Source organism: Cytobacillus gottheilii (assembly GCF_018582665.1).
GTDB lineage: Bacteria > Bacillota > Bacilli > Bacillales > Cytobacillaceae > Cytobacillus > Cytobacillus gottheilii.
Genome location: NZ_CP071709.1, coordinates 2,759,016 through 2,777,306, shown reverse-complemented (window position 1 = coordinate 2,777,306; position 18,291 = coordinate 2,759,016). Strand labels below are relative to the sequence as shown.

The following is an 18,291-nucleotide window of genomic DNA, read 5'->3' as shown; positions in this document are numbered from 1 at the left end:
TCTTATGCCTTCCAGGCTTGCTAATGTTTTATGACCAATTATACGGTGTCTCCTGATACACATAATAATTCAGCCAGTTCGAGAAAAGCAGAAATGCATGTGAACGCCAAATATTAGCTGGAGCTTTTTGAGGATTATCTTCTGGAAAGTAATGAACCGGAATTTTTATATCCAGACCTCTTGAAGCATCTCTCTCATATTCTTCTAAAAGAGTAGTAGCTTCATATTCTAAATGACCCGTTATCATAATCTGCTTTCCTCTATTGGCAGACATAATGAAAGCACCCGCCTCATCTGATGAAGAAAGCAGTGTAATTTCTTGATGAGCAAGCACTTCGTCTAAAGACACATCTGTATGACGGGAATGGGGTGCCCAGAAATAATCATTAAATCCGCTGAGGAGCTTTTCATCTGATTGATATACGGTGTGAGGAAAGACTCCAAAGCATTTGCCTTCTAAATTATATTTTCCGATTCCAAAATGATAATATAAAGCTGCTTGTGCTCCCCAGCATATATGTAATGTCGAAGTTACATTTGATTTTGTCCAGTGCATAATGTCTTTTAACTCCTGCCAATAATCGACCCCTTCAAAGGGAAGTTGTTCAACAGGGGCACCAGTAATGATCATGCCGTCAAACTTCCGGTCTTTAATCTCTTGAAATGTTGAATAAAATTGATCAAGATGCAGCTGGCTTGTATTTTTTGATGTGTGTGTATCTGTTTTTAAGAATGTTATGTTTGTTTGCAGTGGTGTATTGCCTAGAAGTCGAAGCAGATGGGTTTCCGTTTTTTCTTTTTGAGGCATCAAATTTAAAATAAGTATATTCAGCGGGCGGATATCCTGTTGAAGGGCCTTGTCATCATCCATAATAAAAATATGCTCTTTTTCTAATATTTCACGGGCAGGCAAATTTTTCGGTATGTTAATAGGCAAAAGATCAACTCCCATTTTTTCTTAATTGAAAGGCGATATACATATATAACAATATGCTCTCTTATCCATTTTATTAAGATCATTATATAAACGATTGCAATAGTCAGCAATGATAATGTGTTTTAATTTGCTAAGTTTTTTAAATATTATCTCACTGTGATGGTACAATAAAAAGTGGCAAATACATATCACATCATGTTGCAGGGGGAAGATGCATGAACACTAAACTTGAAGTCAAGTCAGATATAGAAATTGCTCAGCAGGCAAAAATGAAACTGATTACAGAGATTGCTGCTTCAATCGGTTTACAGGAAGATGATATAGAATTATATGGAAGATATAAAGCAAAACTCTCAGCAGACACATTAGAGAGAATCAAGACGAACGAATCTGGAAAAGTCATTTTGGTTACAGCGATCAATCCAACTCCAGCAGGAGAAGGGAAATCGACTGTAACAGTCGGCCTCGGTGATGCACTGAATGCTATTGGCAAAAAAACAATGATCGCCATCCGAGAACCTTCCCTAGGGCCAACAATGGGCATAAAAGGCGGTGCAGCTGGCGGCGGCTTTTCACAGGTGCTGCCTATGGAGGATATCAACCTTCATTTTACGGGCGATATCCATGCCATAACATCTGCTAACAATGCGCTGGCTGCCTTGATTGATAATCATATCCAGCAGGGGAATGAGCTGAGAATCGATCAGCGCCGCATTGTCTGGAAGCGTGCGCTGGATTTAAATGACCGCGCGTTAAGAAAAGTTATCATCGGCTTGGGCGGTCCCATGCAAGGCGTTCCAAGGGAAGATGGCTTTGACATAACCGTTGCTTCCGAAATTATGGCGGTGTTATGCCTCTCTGAGGATATAAAGGACTTGAAAAATAGACTTGGAAAAATGGTCATTGCCTACAATATGGACAAGCAGCCAGTTACTGTAGCACAGCTTGGTGCAGAAGGGGCGTTAACACTTCTGCTGAAAGAAGCCATCAAGCCAAACCTCGTTCAAACGATTGCTCATACACCTGCACTTATTCACGGCGGGCCATTTGCTAATATTGCTCATGGCTGCAATAGTGTTATTGCCACAAAAGCAGCTGCAAAGCTCGCTGATTTTGTTGTGACAGAAGCAGGGTTTGGAGCGGATCTTGGAGCAGAAAAATTCCTGCATATAAAAGCAAGAACCTCAGGGATTAAGCCAGAGGCTGTCGTGATCGTAGCGACGATTCGAGCTTTAAAAATGCATGGAGGAGTAGCGAAGGACCATTTAAAAGAAGAAAATATCGAAGCGCTTCGCATAGGGTTTGCGAATCTGCAAAAACATGCTGAGACGTTACAGAATTTCGGTTTGCCCTTTGTTATCGCTATTAATAAGTTTATAACAGATACAGAGGCAGAGATGAATACAATGCTGGAATTATGTGCTGCTAATGGAATGGAAGCAGCTGTTACAGAGGTATGGGAAAAAGGCGGTGACGGAGGAATAGTGTTAGCTCAAAAATTGGTTGAAGTCATCGAACAGCATGAAGGCACGTTTTCTCCATTATATGAACTTTCTGATTCTCTCGAAAATAAGATAACAGCGATTGCGGAAAAGGTATATGGAGCTGGAAAAGTAGAGTATTCTCAAAAAGCCAAGAAGCAAATAACCCAATTTGCAGAACTTGGCTGGGGGAACCTGCCGATTTGTATGGCGAAAACACAATATTCATTATCAGACGATCCTTCCAAACTCGGCAGACCAGCAGATTTTTCAATTACCATTCGTGAACTTAAGCCATCGATTGGCGCTGGTTTTATCGTCGCATTAACGGGTGAAGTAATGACGATGCCTGGTCTTCCAAAAAATCCGGCTGCATTGCGGATGGACGTTGACGAACAAGGCCAGGCAGTTGGACTGTTTTAATATGTTTGATCCTACAGCATTTGAAAATATGAAGGTCGTAATGGAAGGATGTCTCTACGATTACGACCTGGATGGCGAAATCATTATTACTGACCGCAATGATTGGGTGAACTTGGCAAAGCTTTCCCGTAAGTTTGAAATGACACTCAGGAAAAATCCAAGGAGCAAAGTTTTCTGTACATTTATTTTGCAAGCTGACCTTGCCAATTTAACAGCTGAATTGCTGCCTCTTTCAAATGGGGTACAGCAAAGTGGTGCTTCTGTTTTTATTAAAACAACTCTTGAACATCCTGAGAACGAAGAATTATATAAAAAATCGGCAGAGCGATTAAAAACGATTTGGGGAGCCAATCATTCAGTTCAGCAGCATATTAGAAAAAATGCTTTAAATGAACATGCTCACATAGAAAATGAACTAACCATTTCTTTTAATCGCCTCATCCAGGAAGATCAAATTGATGACCTTCAAAACATGGCAGAGTACATGGTGAAAACCGTAAATGAAATGGATCATCTTATAAGAACTTTTAATTGAGGGCGAGATCTGAGAGGTAAATATTTAGTTCAGCTGTATTTCCGAATGATTGGTTGTTTATATATTCCAATCATTCGGTTTTTTTGGTTTAAACACGAGTGAAATGGAGCGGAGGACACTCGACTCCAGCGGGCAATAGAGGAAAAGGTGAGACCCCGCAGGAGCTTTTGCTCCGAGGAGGCTCAGCTTCCTCCCCGCGGAAAGCGAGGGGCCGCAGCGCAATGGAACGGGCTCGTTTAATAGCAGAACGAAAACTTTGATTATTCGCATTTAGAGGAAGATATTTGTTTAATAATCAGAATAATGTTTACAATTTTAATGTAAACAGCTAGTATGAAATAGGGAAATCATTCCTATTATTAAGAAGGAGGAGAAGCTGATGATTATTTCATCTGTGCAAAAATCGGAAAATGAGGAGAAAAGACAAGAAGTGACCTAGCTTAGGAGGATAAGAGAATGAACGTGAAAACAAATGAGATTGTGATTACCGAATATAGAGAAGAGCATGCTGCACAAGTAGCGAAGATGTGGAATCTTAGCAGAGATAGCTGGGGCGGAGATTCCAGGGTTACAACTGCAGAAGATGTGAAAACGAAAGAAGAGAACTCCGGCAATATTACTCTCTATTTAGCGATGGACCAAGATGAGGTTGTGGGGTATTGCGGGCTATCGAAATACAGGGAGGATATCGGCGCTCTATATATTCCGCTTTTGAATGTACGCCCGGATTATCATGGGAAAAAGATCGGTAAAATGCTATTGATGAAAGCCATTTCTAAAACGGTGGAACTAGATTATCCCCGCGTTGACTTATTTACCTGGCCGGGAAATTTGAAGGCAGTTCCACTCTATAAAAAATGCGGCTTTTTTTGGGAAGATCGGGATGATACTACACATTTAATGAACTTTATTCCATCGGTATTAAAGATGCCGGTTTTACAGCCTTTTTTTGCAGAAGCAGATTGGTATGAGGCGAGTACGAGATTAATAGAAGTTAAGCCGGATGGAGTGAAGAAAAACGGTTTCTCTTTTTATGAATATGACTGGAATAGTAATGGTAAAAACGTGGTGGTAACGTTTGAGCGAACAGGAAGAGGAATTGCTGCAATTGAAACGGATGATTTTGCTGTTGAACTTGCAGTGCCATCACATGAAATGATAGAAGGACAGACTGAGCTAGTAGAAGTGCATGTGAAAAACAAAAGCGGAATCACTTTAGAGGTCCAGGCAGAAGGCATAGACAATGAACGTTCAACCCTTCATTTATCTTCAAATTTAAATGTATCCGATGAGGCAATTATAAACGGTACAGTGATGCTTGCAACTGGAGAGGAACCTAATATCTGGAAAACGCATCCAGTGGTTCAAGTAGAAGTAAAAATTAACGGAGAATCCTGTCTGTTATCTCTTGGTGTGTTTCCAAAACAGCCGGCAAAAATCACCGGAAAATCAACTATGAATTTAGCATTTCTAAATGAGTTATCTCATTTTGAACTAGAGGTAGAGAACAGTTTGCCGGAAGAAGCAGCCTTTACTATTGAAATTGGTGAACATAATCATGTGGAACTTAAGATAAATCAATTTGTACTCGAATTAAAGCCAAAGGAAAGAGCGCTATTAACGGTTCCTTATATTGTAAAAGAATATGGGTTTTACCAGCCGGACATAAAAATAAAAGCTGTAAAAAAGGATGGCAGTGTTCAGGTCTTCCTGCATAATGAAGTGGGCTTCGGTCTAAAAAGCTTTGGAAAGAAATTTGGAGGGGAATCTAAAAAATATTGGCATTTGTATAATGGAGTCAGCCAAGTCAGGATCAGCAAGCAAAATTATTCGACTGCTGCTGGAAGAAATGAATTAATTGACCAGCCTTTTGCTTTTTTTATTCCCAAGCTTGGAAAACCATATTCATTTGAGTTTTCAAAGCAAAAACCTATTTCTCTTGAGTGGATTTTGGATGAAGAGTGCATTACGTTGAAAATGGTATTTGATTCTGAAGATTTTGCTGGAATACAGCTTGCAGTCTATACATCCTTATTTGGTGAAGGCATTGTAAAGAGGTGGGCTGAAATAAAAAACAGCCATTCTGAGATATATAATCATCTTTTCCTTCAGCAAGCAAATTATCATGACCTTGAAAACGCCATCTTCCCGCTTAAAGCTGGTGTAACAAATTTTTCGAGAGTAAGAGAGCTGGAATATGGTGATCTTCATAAAGGAGATCTGCAGGAAAATTGGTATTTTTGTGAGCATGAAGAGATGCCAATCGGCCTTTCTTGGGCTGACGACTGGAAGGCGAATCCAGAAGGGTGGCAAATGCAGCTGGAGTTCCATATAGAAAAGCTTGTCCCAGGTGAACAGGTCGAATTGCCCGCTATTGTTCTGGCAATGGGTACATTTCATTCCTGGAAGGAGCAGCGTGATTTTGCCTTGAAAAAGAAGGTGAATAACCAGCCAACTTTATTATTCGAAAAAGAAATTACCATTAATAACGGCAATCCAGTTGTTACTCTTGGCAAAGCAGACATCGTCTTAAAAACTGCCAGAAACAATTATTTGAACGGTAAATGGAAGATGCGCGTAAATGATGCGGTCGTTTTGGAAGAAAAGCTGACTGAGCAGGATGAGAAAACAGAGTTCGGCTCTACACTACAGCTTAAGGATCATGTAGGCATTCAAACCGTAAAAGGAAGTCTGCTTAGCGATCATGAAGAAATTCGATTTGAGGAGCTGGTATTTGCAGCAGGTGGGAGTGTCCACTCATCAATAGAAAAAGGTGAACACTATGACACCTGCGTTCTTCACAATGAATTCATTGAATTGAAAGCATCACCAGATTTCTACGCTGGCATTTATTCGCTTAAGATGAATGGAATGCAGTGGCTGCACAGTTCTTATCCGGATTTAATTGCAAAAGGCTGGTGGAATCCGTGGGCGGGAGGATATAAAACCATTCCATCGAATGTCAGTCTATTTTCACTGCAGCAAGCTAAACGTGATGCCAAATTTGTTGATCTGTCTGATTCGTATGGTAATAAGTGGAGATCATTGGCGATACGAACGGTATTTGAGCAGCATGATACGTGGGGGAATTTTCAGTTCACACAATATTTTGCAGTGCTTCCAGGTGTACCGGCAGTTGCTCATTTTGTGCGGGTTAATGATCAGAATGGAAAATCAATCGCAGGAGAAACCTGGAATACAGATGTTTTTTTAACAGGAGATCAGCTGAGTGATCTTGCTGTGCATTTGCCTGATGGCAAACAGCACATATTTAAAGCTGGTATGGAAGAGATGTCGATCTTTATGCATGAAGGCAGCAGCATAAGCTCTAATGGCCGGGAAGAAAGATTATATGTATTAACAGCAGAAGAACAGAGTGAAGCAGAAGCTTATTTAAATAAGGAAGTTGCTGAATTAACCTCATCCCAAAAAGCAGCCGCGGTAACTGCGCCAATGTTTATGATATTCGATCACCGTCCTCTTACAGCCGATAGCTTTGAGAAGCTGCGAGGAATTTCATTTTTTAATAGTTAATATCAATTCTGTCCCTTAAAAGATGGTTATTTAATAAATAAAGCATGTAATACGTGAAAAAGGCTATAAAAAGAATGTGGGACATAAGTATTCAGCATTGTGATAAATCTAAATGATTAGTAAACAACTTTTTATAATCATTCGGTTTACTAGTTATTATTTTTATAATATATCTTTCAAACATGAGTGAAATGGAGCGGAGGACCTTCGACTCCTGTGGGCAATAGAGGAAAAGGTGAGACCCCGCAGAAGCTTTGCTTCGAGGAGGCTCAGCTTCCTCCCCACGGAAAGCGAGGGTCCGCAGCGCAATGGAACGGGCTTCTTTAAATACCTAAACCATGACATTGAACTTTCATGTGTTAGATATATTTTTTTCTTTTTGTCCCACCTCTTCTTTCAAAAGCCATATGTTATGGTATTAATTAGAACGTTCAGTTACTATAATAAAAGCAAACATTTTAAAGTTAAAGGAGTACATATGAAAATCATTGACGCACATATACATTTTTCGGATGTAAAATCTTTTCATCATACTGCCGCTGAGATCTCTAAAGTGGATTATTCTTATGATGGCTATATAAATGAATATAAAAAAGCGAACGTTGTGTTAAGCATCGCTATGGGGCTAACGGAGACAGATAAAATGGGTTTCCCTGACCATGAGGCTGTAACGCCAATGGGCTTGGATCTCGGAGAGGCTTTGCCGGAACAGATCGTATACTGTGCAGGAATAAATCCATTTGATTTGGATGAAGCTGCTTTAGGAAGGCTTGAGTTGGAACTGCAGCATCCGAGGGTGGTTGGAATTAAAATCTATCTTGGCTATTATCCTTTCTATGCATATGATGAGGTATACGAACCAGTGTATAAGCTTGCAGAAAAGTATGGATTACCGGTCGTGTTTCATACAGGCGACACATATTCAGAACGGGGACTATTAAAATATTCTCATCCGCTTGCAATTGATGAAGTAGCTGTAAAGCATCGAAATGTCAAGTTTATGATGGCACATTTTGGAGATCCATGGACGATCACTGGTGCAGAAATCATTTATAAAAATTCGAATGTATATGCCGACTTGTCTGGGATAGTTGTTGGTACTGAAGAAGAACTGAAAAAAAGAAGCGAAGGCCGTTTTTTAGATCATTTAAGACATGCGCTCGTGTTCGCTGATTCCTATGATAAGCTGTTATTTGGAACTGATTGGCCGCTTGCTCCGGTTGGTCCATATATCCAATTTATCAAAGATTTAATACCGGAAGAATATCATGAAGATGTATTTTATAATACAGCTGTAAAGCTTTTTCCAAAGATAAAACCATTTCTAAAAGAATAAGAAGTAAGGCCGTCAATCACTGACGGTCTTTATTTAAATGCTTGTACATATATTATGGAAAAAGGGGGCAGAAGATAGCGATGAAAATTGCATGGGTAACAGACAGTACAGCTACAATGGATGAAGAAATGCAAAACCATCCTGATGTGTATGTTGTTCCAATTACGATTTTACTGGATCAGCATGAATATATTGATGGAGTGGACCTTACCCCGGCGGCTCTTTATGAAAGACTAAAAAGTGTAAAAGCAGTGCCTAAAACCTCTCAGCCTTCTATTGGCACGTTTCAGCAGTTGTTTGAAAAGCTGGGGGAGACATATGATGTGATCATTGCTGTTCACCTTTCTGAAAAATTGAGCGGGACCGTTTCTTCCTGTAAACAGGCGGCAGAACTAGTGAAGATTCCTGTCTATACCATTGATTCCGGGCTAATCTCGTATCCGCTTACATGGATGTTGAAAAAAGGAATGCAGTTTGCTGAGCAAGAATTGCAGCCAGAGCAGATTACAACTAAACTGGAATCATTAAAACACGAGAATGAATTATATGTTTTGATCGGAAGCCTGGAACAGCTTCATAGAAGTGGACGGATGAATGGCCTGCAATTTTTCCTGGGGAGCGTGCTTCAAATTACTCCAATCATCTCGCTGGAACAGGGTCAATTAAACACGAAAGAAAAGGTGAGAAGTAAGAAAAAAGCACAAGAAAAAATGATAAATTATTTAAAGACAGCATATGAACAGCATGAACTGAAAGAAGCATTTATCCTTTATGGATTGCACAGGGAAATAGCAGAAGAATGGAAAAGGACAATCGAAATGGAAATCCCCGGCCTTGTGCTGAATTGTTACCCATTGGGAGCAGCAGTTGGCCTTCATGCCGGCGAAGATACACTGGGAATTAGCTGGTTTAACAAGCAATAAACATATAGAAGCTAAAATTTTAATAATGACAATCATATTCTGAAACCGAACAATTTTAGCAGCTGTTAATAATACGCTGTCTAATGGTTCGGCTTTTTTGCTTTTCACATAGTTAGGCTTCTTTTATTTATATGATAATATGTATTATAGCAGGATGAGGAGGGGCACAAGTGGATCAAAGAGAAATCATAGAAAAAACGGAGCTTTTTGTGCAGCAAGTCATGCAGGAAGACTGCACGGGGCATGATTGGTATCATGTAAACAGAGTCCGGGATACGGCGAAATATATACATAAACAAGAAAAGCTTGGAGATTTGTTTATAATAGAAATGTCTGCGCTTCTGCATGACGTGGCAGATGAAAAACTGAACAAATCAAAAGAAGCAGGAGAAAAAAAGCTGAACAGCTTTTTACAAGAACTTTTTTTGCCTTCTGAAACTTCAGAGGAGATTATCAATGTTATTGCAGGCATTTCTTATAAAGGCGGAAATAATCATCGTACTTTGACTATAGAGGCAAAGATTGTACAAGATGCAGATCGGCTGGATGCTTTGGGTGCTGTTGGAATAGCAAGAACCTTTGCATATGGAGGATCTAAAAATCAGCCAATTTATGATCCAGCTTTAACAGTTAGAAATGAAATGACTGTGGAGGAGTATCGGCAGGGAAAATCATCCTCCATTAACCATTTTTACGAAAAGCTTTTAAAGCTAAAAGAAAGGCTAAACACACAATCAGCCATAAAAATAGCAGATGATCGCCATCATTTTATGGAGACTTTTTTACAGCAATTTTTTAACGAATGGAATGGTTATTATGAAAATGATTTCTCTTGAAAATATATATAAATCATATGGTGAAAAAGACTTGTTCAGCGGCATTGATTTTACAATTGCCGAAAAAGAACGAGCAGGTTTGATCGGAGTAAATGGTACAGGGAAATCCTCACTTTTGAAGATTGTTGCAGGTGTTGACTTGCCTGATTCCGGTCAAATAACAGCGCCAAAAGATTATTCAATTGCTTATTTGCCTCAGGAACCAGATTTAAATCCTGACTTATCTGTTTTGGAGCAAGTCTTTGCGGGAGATGCTCCTGTTTTGAAGCTGTTAAGAGAATATGAAGAGACACTGCTGAAGTTAAATGAGAGTCCAGAAGACCAGAACGTTCAGGAAAGACTGTTTCAGCAGCAGAAGCAAATGGATGCTTTGAATGCCTGGGAAACGAGTACAAATGCTAAAACTATACTAACTAAACTCGGAATAGAAGATTTTAATAAGGCAGTCGGAGAGCTTTCAGGCGGGTTAAAGAAACGCGTTGCACTCGCCCAGGTCTTAATTCAATCACCTGATTTGCTTATTCTTGATGAGCCAACAAACCATCTTGATTATGAGTCTGTTAAATGGCTTGAAGATTATTTAAGCAAATATCAGGGAGCCTTATTAATTGTTACGCATGATCGTTATTTCTTAGATGCTGTAACCAATCGGATGTTTGAATTAGAGGGCGGTAAATTATATGCCTATAAAGGCAATTATGCAGCCTTTTTAGAAGCAAAAGCTTTGCGTGAGGAAAATGAGCAGGCAGTCATTGAAAAGCAGAAAAATTTGTATCGCCGTGAACTTGAGTGGATTAGACGAGGTGCAAAAGCTCGAACAACTAAACAAAAGGCCAGAATTCAGCGATTTGATAAGCTGGACGACGAGTTATCCTCTGTAAAAGCAAATGAAAGGCTTGATATGTCGCTGCAGGGAAGCAGGCTTGGAAAACAAGTATTTGAGTTTAAAAATGTGACCAAAACATACGGTGAAAAGACGATTATGAATTCCTATGATCTTCTTATTAAACCTGGTGATCGGATTGGCATCATCGGCAGAAACGGAACTGGAAAATCAACTTTCCTAAATATGCTTGCCGGTAATATCGCACCTGATACGGGAGAAGTTCAGGTTGGGCAAACCGTAAAAATTGCCTATTACACGCAAGAAAGTGAAGATATGGACGAAAATAAACGCATGATTGAATATTTGAAGGAAACTGCTCAAGTTGTTGAAACATCTGATGGCAAAACAATCTCTGCTGCACAGATGCTTGAACGATTCCTTTTCCCTCCATATTCGCATGGCACGCCTATTCGAAAGCTCTCTGGCGGTGAGAAAAGAAGGCTGTATTTATTAAAGATCCTGATGTCAGAACCCAATGTCCTTCTGCTGGATGAGCCTACAAATAACTTGGACACTCAAACATTAACGGTGCTAGAGGATTATCTCGATGATTTTTCAGGAGTGGTCATTACTGTTTCCCATGATCGGTATTTTCTTGATAAAGTGGCAGAACAGCTTATTGTCCTTCGAGGCAATGGGGTTATTGAATCAATCTACGGAAATTATAGCGATTACCTGGAAAAAGAAAATCAGAAACAGCCTGTAAAAGAAAAATCAGATTCAGAGAAACCAAAACAACAACAGGAAAAGCCAAAGAAAAAGAAGATGACATTTAAGGAAACGAAAGAATGGGAAGAAATTGACAGCAAAATTGAGGCCGCAGAAGCGCGTATAGAAGAAATAGCAGCAGAACTTTCCAAGACGGGAAGTGATTTTGAAAAGGCCCAGTCCTTAACACAGGAAAGTGATGAGTTAAATCAGCAGCTTGAATATTTAATTGAACGATGGAGTTATTTGTCTGAGATAGCTGATCAATAAATGAACGTAAGCATTCTGTATGAACTCAGAAGATTTGCTGTGATAAAATAAGTCTACATGCAGATCAAGTGATAAAGGGTGATACTTTTGAAGATAAAAGCGATTGAACCAACACCGAGTCCGAACACAATGAAAGTCATACTTCATGAAGAACTGCCAATGGGAAAAAGCCATAATTACAAAAAGGATCAAAGTGAAGGTGCTCCCGATGTGATTAAGCAAATCCTGGAGATACAGGGAATTAAAGGTGTATATCATGTTGCCGACTTCTTAGCAGTTGAACGAAATGCCAAATTTGACTGGCAGGAGCTTCTTCAGCAGGTTAGAGCCTGTTTTGGAGAAGAAACAGAAGCAAATCAAAATGAGCAGCGTATCGATGAGCATTACGGTGAGATAAACGCTTTAGTGCAAGTTTATAAAGGCATTCCCATGCAAGTGAAATTAACTAATGGGACAGAAGAGAAGAGATATGGTCTGCCAGAAGCATTTGTTCAGGCTGTTGGACAAGCACAAAGTCCAGACGATAATGTTGTAGTAGTACGTAAGTGGAAAGAATTAGGCGTTAGATATGGTGAATTTGACGCGATTGGAAAAGAAGTAGTAGAAGAGCTTTTAGCCGCTTATCCTCAGAAAAGATTAGATATTCTAGTGGAAATCGCCAATAATCCAAATCAGCAGGAACAGCTGAAGCAGAAGGAAAAAGGCAAGGTTACGCTGGAGGATCTAAATGATCCGGATTGGCGTGTACGCTATCAAAAGCTGGAGCAAATGGACGATCCTGAATTAAATGACTTGCCTGTACTTGAAAAAGCATTAACAGACGAAAAAGCATCTATCCGCAGATTGGCAACCGTATATTTGGGCATGATTGAAGATCAGCAGGTACTTCCTCTTCTTTATAAAGCCTTGAACGATAAAACCGTCACGGTCAGAAGAACAGCAGGAGATTGTCTTTCAGATTTAGGTTTTGAACAAGCAGCACCAGCCATGATGGAAGCATTAAAGGACAGCAGCAAACTTGTCCGCTGGCGTGCCGCTATGTTTTTATATGAAGTAGGCGATGAACAAGCGCTGCCGGCTTTGAAAGATGCGGAAAACGACGCTGAATTTGAAGTGAGTCTGCAGATCAAGCTTGCCATTGAGAGAATCGAAATGGGCGAAGAAGCTAAAGGATCTGTTTGGAAGCAGATGACAGAGTCAAGGAAATCTTAAATAATATGATCTTAAGAAGCAATAGTCTAGTCTCATTCACCACATTGCACATTAAATAGATTATATAGTAAAATGAATTGCAATTTTAAAAAGGAGGCATTACAAATATGTCAATGGCCTATGAAGAATATATGAAGCAAATGGTAAAACCAATGCGTGAGGAATTAGTCAGAGCAGGATTTGAAGAACTATTAACGGCAGAAGATGTCAATGAATTTATGAGTCAAAATAATGAATCAGCATTAGTAGTTGTGAATTCTGTATGCGGATGTGCGGCAGGACTGGCTAGACCGGCTGCTACACAAGCTGTAATCAATACAGAAAAGAAACCAGATCGTTTAGTGACTGTATTTGCTGGTCAGGATAAAGAAGCTACTGCCCAAATGAGAGAGTTTTTTGGTGAAATTCCGCCTTCTTCTCCATCGATGGCATTAATCAAAGGCGGAGAAGTAGTTCATTTTATTCACCGTCATGATATTGAAGACCATGCAATGGAAACCATTATGGAAAATCTCCTGACTGCATTTGATGAAAAGCTTTAATTTATATAAAAAAAAAGGATGTCCTCAGTTGGCATCCTTTTTCTCGTATTAAACTGAGCAGGTGATTATTATGTTATTAACAACATGCGGAAGACCAGATGAACAAAACATTCAGCAAGCGAGACAAGCTGCAGAACAATTGGGAATTCGATTTGTTTACAGAAAAAAGAGATCGATTCAGAGCATACAAGAACAGGAAAATAGTGATTGCATCGTATTTGGCAAAGAAAGACTGGAACTTTACCGAAAAGGTGAAAGAGAACCCTTCTTTTTCCATCCTAATTCAGCGATGTTTAGAATGAAAAGAATCATCAGAGATGAACATGATCCTTTTCTTACAGCGTGTAATCTGTCTGAAGGAAACTCATTTTTAGATTGTACTTTAGGATTAGCCGGTGACAGCATAATGGCTAGTTATGCGGTTGGTTCAACTGGGGAAGTGGCAGGGATTGAAGCAAATCCTTTTATTGCTTATATTGTAAAGAATGGTTTGCGAACCTGGAGTTCTGGCGTTGCAGAAATGGATGAAGCCATGAAGAGGATTACTGTCAGGCAGGGATATGCATTAAATGTTCTAAAAAACCTCCCTGATAACCGTTTCGATTGTGTATATTTTGATCCCATGTTTGAGGAATGCATTGATGCTTCAGAAGGCATTAAAACATTAAAGAATTTCGCCGTATATGAACCATTTACTTCTGAATTGATTAATGAAGCGATCAGAGTTGCAAAAGATCGTGTAGTTTTAAAGGATCATTTTCGCAGTGAAAAATTTATAAATTACAACTTTGAAGTAATCAAAAGAAAAAGCGCAAAATTTCACTATGGAATTAAATTAAAAGAAAGCAATAACTAATAAAGGATTGACTCGGGGAATACTTCTTTCCAAGTCAATCCTTTATTAGTATCTGATTTTATTAATGAACAGCATAAAGCAACTAAGCTGATTTTAATCTAATCTGCGATAGCAAGGTAAATAAAATAGGCAATCATAACAAAGATAACACCAATAAGCACTACACTCATATCCATAAGAAGTCCTCCTCTTCACTTTCCGTTTTGTTTATTCATTATTCCCTTATTAAAATAGCTATAACCATGTTTATTAATGAAATCAAAAAATTATCGCTAATTTTAAGACGTTTTTTCATCTATATTCCCTATTATTATGATAAAATAGTATAAATTAAATGAGAGTCATTTAATGATACATAAAAAGAAGTTCCAGATTCCAATAATTTTATTTTTTATAGATTTAAGGTTAGTGAGGAACAAAATGATGGATATAATTAAATCACAGCGAATGAATTCTTTTCAGCAAAGTATATTTTCAGAACTTTCAAAACGTAAAAATTCAAAACTTTCTGAAGGTGCAGATATGATTGATTTAAGCATCGGCAGTCCTGATACGCCTCCACCTTCATTTATAACAGAGATGATCTCAGATTTGGCAAAAGATCCAGCGATGTATCAATATACATTAAAAGGAACAGACCAATTTCATAAGTCTGTAGCAGACAATTATCTGAGAAATTATGATGTGAAAATAAATCATGATACTCAAGTGGCGCTGCTGATGGGTTCACAAGATGGCCTTGTTCATTTGCCGCTTGTTCTTTGTGATCCTGGCGATTATGTGCTCGTACCAGATCCGGGTTATACGGCATACGAAGCAGGCTGTAATTTGGCCGGCGCTGTAAAATATCCTATGCCATTAAAAAAAGAGAATGGCTTCTTGCCTGATTTGTCACTCATACCTGATGAAGTATCCGAAAAAGCAAAATTAATGATTATCAGCTACCCGGGAAACCCAGTCCCCGTTTTGGCAACAGAGGAATTTTTTAAGGAAGCAATTGCATTTGCAAAGAAATATAATATCGTTCTGCTTCATGATTTTGCCTATTCAGAACTTTATTTTGAAACCAAGCCGATCAGCTTATTATCGATTGAAGGCGGAATGGATGTAGGGATTGAGATGAACTCCCTATCTAAGAGTTTTAGCATGGCAGGTTGCCGTGTTGCATATGCAGCTGGAAACGAGGAAGTAATCGGCCTGCTTGGCAGCCTAAAATCAAATTTGGATTATGGTGTCTTTCATCCTTTCCAAATGGCCGCAGCAAAAGCACTTATGGATCAATCTTCCTTTTTAGATGAAATGAGAAGCAATTTGCAAAAAAGAAGAGATTACTTACTATCAGGATTTGCTGATATTGGCTGGCATATAGATCCGCCGCAAGGGTCAATGTTTATCTGGGCAGAAATTCCGAAGAATTACACATCAATGGAATTTGCTTTTGAGCTACTTGAAAAAGCACATGTGGTAGTCACACCAGGAAGTGCTTTTGGAGAGTATGGAGAAGGCTTTATCAGAATGGCAATGGTGCAGCCGGAAGAAATTTTAGATAAAGCCATTATGCAAATCAAAAACAGCAGGATGATCACACCACATGCCTGGACAGCAGGCAGTAACAGTTAAGGAGGTTTCAGGTATGTCAAAATGGCTTCGCAATTCATTTATCATTCTTGTTACTCTTTTTACCTTTGGGGTCGTTACCCCTTCACAGGCAGCTTTACTATACGATAGTTCATATCAGGATCGCTCGCCTAAAAAGGACCATATTGAATTTCTGCAAACAGAAGAAGATTATTCACAGAATGATGATGAAGTTTCTTTTTTAGATGGCAGGGAGGAGTTTATAAAGCAAATGGTTAAAGAAGCTGAATACCAATCATATGAAAAATTTGGTGCCAAAATCAAACCTGTTATTGAAGATGAATTCAATGTTTGTATTTTGCCTAATATTGAAGCAGCAATAGCTGAAATTGCTGAGCAATATCCAGAGGAAGATCTGAAAAAATTAAGTATTACAGAGTCTCCAGCGGGAGGCAATTCTGAAAAGATTTTCCATATTTTGAATGATGAAACCAAAAAGGATGTCATTCGTTTTCATGTAAGAAAAGATCATCCCCCACAGCAGGGCTATTGGTTTAATTTTCATTTCCACACCTATCATGACGACTTTCAAAAGCATCATGAATTAGGCGCGATTTACTGGGATAAAAATACGCCTCCAAAGTGGATGAGTTAAAAATTGAAAAAAAATGAAATATGTGAAAAAATATAAGTGTATTTTCGAAACTATTTATGTACTTAGTACGTAAGAAATGAGAATTAAAAAAATGGAGGTTTAACAAATATGGCTGTTAGTTTATCAAAAGGACAAAAGGTTGATCTAACGAAAACAAATCCTGGTCTATCAAAAGTAATTGTTGGTTTAGGATGGGATGTTAACAAGTACGATGGAGGTCATGATTTTGATCTTGATTCATCCGTATTCTTATTAGCAGAAACTGGCAAGGTAGCATCTGATAGCGATTTTGTCTTCTACAACAACACAACTGGCGGAAATGGATCCGTTGTACATACAGGCGATAACCGTACTGGCGAAGGTGACGGAGATGATGAACAAGTAAAAGTTGATTTATCTGCTGTTCCGCAAAGTGTATCAAAAATCTCATTTACCATTACCATCCATGATGGTGAATCCAGAAACCAAAACTTCGGACAAGTTTCAAATTCTTATGTCCGCATTGTCAGTGAAGATTCAGGAGAAGAACTAATTCGTTATGATTTGGGAGAAGACTTCTCGATTGAAACAGCTGTTGTAGTTGGTGAACTATACCGTCATAATGGGGAGTGGAAGTTCAGCGCAAACGGCAGCGGATATCAAGGCGGATTAGCTGCATTGGCAAAAGATTTTGGTTTACAGATTGGTTAATAGTCTTTAAGATAAAAAAAGGAAAAGGCTCGGCATAGCCCGAGTCTTTCTAATGAAATATACATTTACTATTCAGGGGGAAATGAGCTTAATGGAAATTATTGATGGAATTTTACATACCTACTCTCAGCTATTCAATTGGGACATGTGGGTAGAAGCTTTATCGCAGCCTGACAATTGGCTGTTAATTGGAACACTAGTTATCCTGGAAGGTCTTCTTTCAGCTGATAATGCTTTAGTGTTAGCTGTAATGGTTAAACATTTACCGCCAGATCAGCGTAAAAAGGCGCTATTTTATGGTCTATTAGGTGCCTATTTCTTCCGTTTCCTAGCGATTGGTGTAGGTGTATTCTTAATTGAATTCTGGTGGATTAAAGTGCTTGGTGCGGCCTATCTTGCTTGGCTTGCTATCAAATACTTTATTGATAAGAAGAAAGCCCAGGAAGCAGAAGATGACGAGGCACTTGAAGGAATTAACCAGCGCGGCCTTTTAATACGATTATTTGGTACTTTCTGGGGTACAGTAATCTCCGTTGAGTTAATGGATATTGCATTCTCGATTGATAGTATTTTAGCTGCTCTTGGTGTCAGCCAAGAGATTTGGGTACTACTTCTAGGCGGTATGCTTGGAATCATCATGATGCGTGGAGTTGCAGGAGTATTCCTGAAACTGATTGATGCAGTTCCTGAAGTTGAAACAAGTGCATACGTATTGATCTTGCTTATTGCAGCAAAAATGCTCTTAAGTGCAGCTGGCGTTCATATTGATCATATCTACTTCTTCATGGTACTTGTATTAGTATTTGCGATTACATTTGTTATTCACTTTAGAAATAAGAAAAAAGAAGCAGCCAAACAAGAATTATAATCAACTAGAGTATAAAAAGGG

Annotated in this window: 15 protein-coding genes; 14 read left to right on the top strand and 1 reads right to left on the bottom strand. The window is 38.9% G+C overall.

What is annotated here, in order from left to right; all coding sequences use genetic code 11:
• Positions 1-28 precede the first annotated feature (28 nt).
• Positions 29-937: a homoserine O-acetyltransferase MetA gene (gene metA, locus J1899_RS13710; RefSeq protein WP_066444403.1), complete on the bottom strand. Its 909-nt coding sequence runs from the start codon at positions 935-937 to the stop codon at positions 29-31.
• A 215-nt stretch (positions 938-1,152) separates the two neighbouring features.
• On the opposite strand from metA, the gene J1899_RS13705 reads away from it, so the two are divergent.
• The 14 genes from J1899_RS13705 (at position 1,153) to J1899_RS13640 (ending at position 18,270) form a co-directional block, all read left to right on the top strand.
• Positions 1,153-2,841 carry a formate--tetrahydrofolate ligase gene (locus J1899_RS13705; protein WP_214474545.1) on the top strand — a complete coding sequence of 563 codons (1,689 nt, stop codon included), beginning with the start codon at positions 1,153-1,155 and terminating at the stop codon, positions 2,839-2,841.
• Between the two features lies 1 nt (position 2,842).
• A complete protein-coding gene (locus J1899_RS13700; protein ID WP_214474543.1) occupies positions 2,843-3,376 on the top strand; it encodes a hypothetical protein in 534 nt (177 codons plus the stop codon).
• A gap of 456 nt (positions 3,377-3,832) precedes the next feature.
• Positions 3,833-6,910 carry a GNAT family N-acetyltransferase gene (locus J1899_RS13695; protein WP_214474541.1) on the top strand — a complete coding sequence of 1,026 codons (3,078 nt, stop codon included), beginning with the start codon at positions 3,833-3,835 and terminating at the stop codon, positions 6,908-6,910.
• Positions 6,911-7,388: 478 nt separating this feature from the next.
• On the top strand, positions 7,389-8,246 hold the full coding sequence (locus J1899_RS13690) for an amidohydrolase family protein (protein ID WP_214474539.1): 858 nt from the start codon (positions 7,389-7,391) through the stop codon (positions 8,244-8,246).
• An 80-nt stretch (positions 8,247-8,326) separates the two neighbouring features.
• Positions 8,327-9,169, top strand: a complete 843-nt coding sequence (locus J1899_RS13685; RefSeq protein ID WP_214474530.1) for a DegV family protein — start codon at positions 8,327-8,329, stop codon at positions 9,167-9,169.
• 170 nt (positions 9,170-9,339) lie between these two features.
• Positions 9,340-10,005, top strand: a complete 666-nt coding sequence (locus J1899_RS13680) for an HD domain-containing protein (protein ID WP_214474527.1) — start codon at positions 9,340-9,342, stop codon at positions 10,003-10,005.
• A complete protein-coding gene (locus J1899_RS13675) occupies positions 9,986-11,869 on the top strand; it encodes an ABC-F family ATP-binding cassette domain-containing protein (protein ID WP_214474525.1) in 1,884 nt (627 codons plus the stop codon). Before J1899_RS13680 ends, J1899_RS13675 begins: the two co-directional genes overlap by 20 nt.
• A gap of 87 nt (positions 11,870-11,956) precedes the next feature.
• A complete protein-coding gene (locus J1899_RS13670; RefSeq protein ID WP_214474523.1) occupies positions 11,957-13,081 on the top strand; it encodes a conserved virulence factor C family protein in 1,125 nt (374 codons plus the stop codon).
• A 107-nt stretch (positions 13,082-13,188) separates the two neighbouring features.
• On the top strand, positions 13,189-13,623 hold the full coding sequence (locus J1899_RS13665; protein WP_066444424.1) for a BrxA/BrxB family bacilliredoxin: 435 nt from the start codon (positions 13,189-13,191) through the stop codon (positions 13,621-13,623).
• Positions 13,624-13,693: 70 nt separating this feature from the next.
• Positions 13,694-14,479, top strand: coding sequence for a class I SAM-dependent methyltransferase (locus tag J1899_RS13660; protein WP_214474521.1), 786 nt, complete (start codon positions 13,694-13,696; stop codon positions 14,477-14,479).
• A 423-nt stretch (positions 14,480-14,902) separates the two neighbouring features.
• Positions 14,903-16,099 carry an LL-diaminopimelate aminotransferase gene (locus J1899_RS13655; RefSeq protein ID WP_214478845.1) on the top strand — a complete coding sequence of 399 codons (1,197 nt, stop codon included), beginning with the start codon at positions 14,903-14,905 and terminating at the stop codon, positions 16,097-16,099.
• 13 nt (positions 16,100-16,112) lie between these two features.
• Positions 16,113-16,712 (top strand): YpjP family protein, encoded by a 600-nt coding sequence (locus J1899_RS13650; protein WP_214474519.1) that lies wholly within the window; start codon positions 16,113-16,115, stop codon positions 16,710-16,712.
• Positions 16,713-16,820: 108 nt separating this feature from the next.
• Entirely contained in the window at positions 16,821-17,402 is a 582-nt protein-coding gene (locus J1899_RS13645) for a TerD family protein (protein WP_214474518.1), read from the top strand.
• A gap of 91 nt (positions 17,403-17,493) precedes the next feature.
• Positions 17,494-18,270, top strand: coding sequence for a TerC family protein (locus J1899_RS13640; RefSeq protein WP_066444437.1), 777 nt, complete (start codon positions 17,494-17,496; stop codon positions 18,268-18,270).
• Positions 18,271-18,291 lie beyond the last annotated feature (21 nt).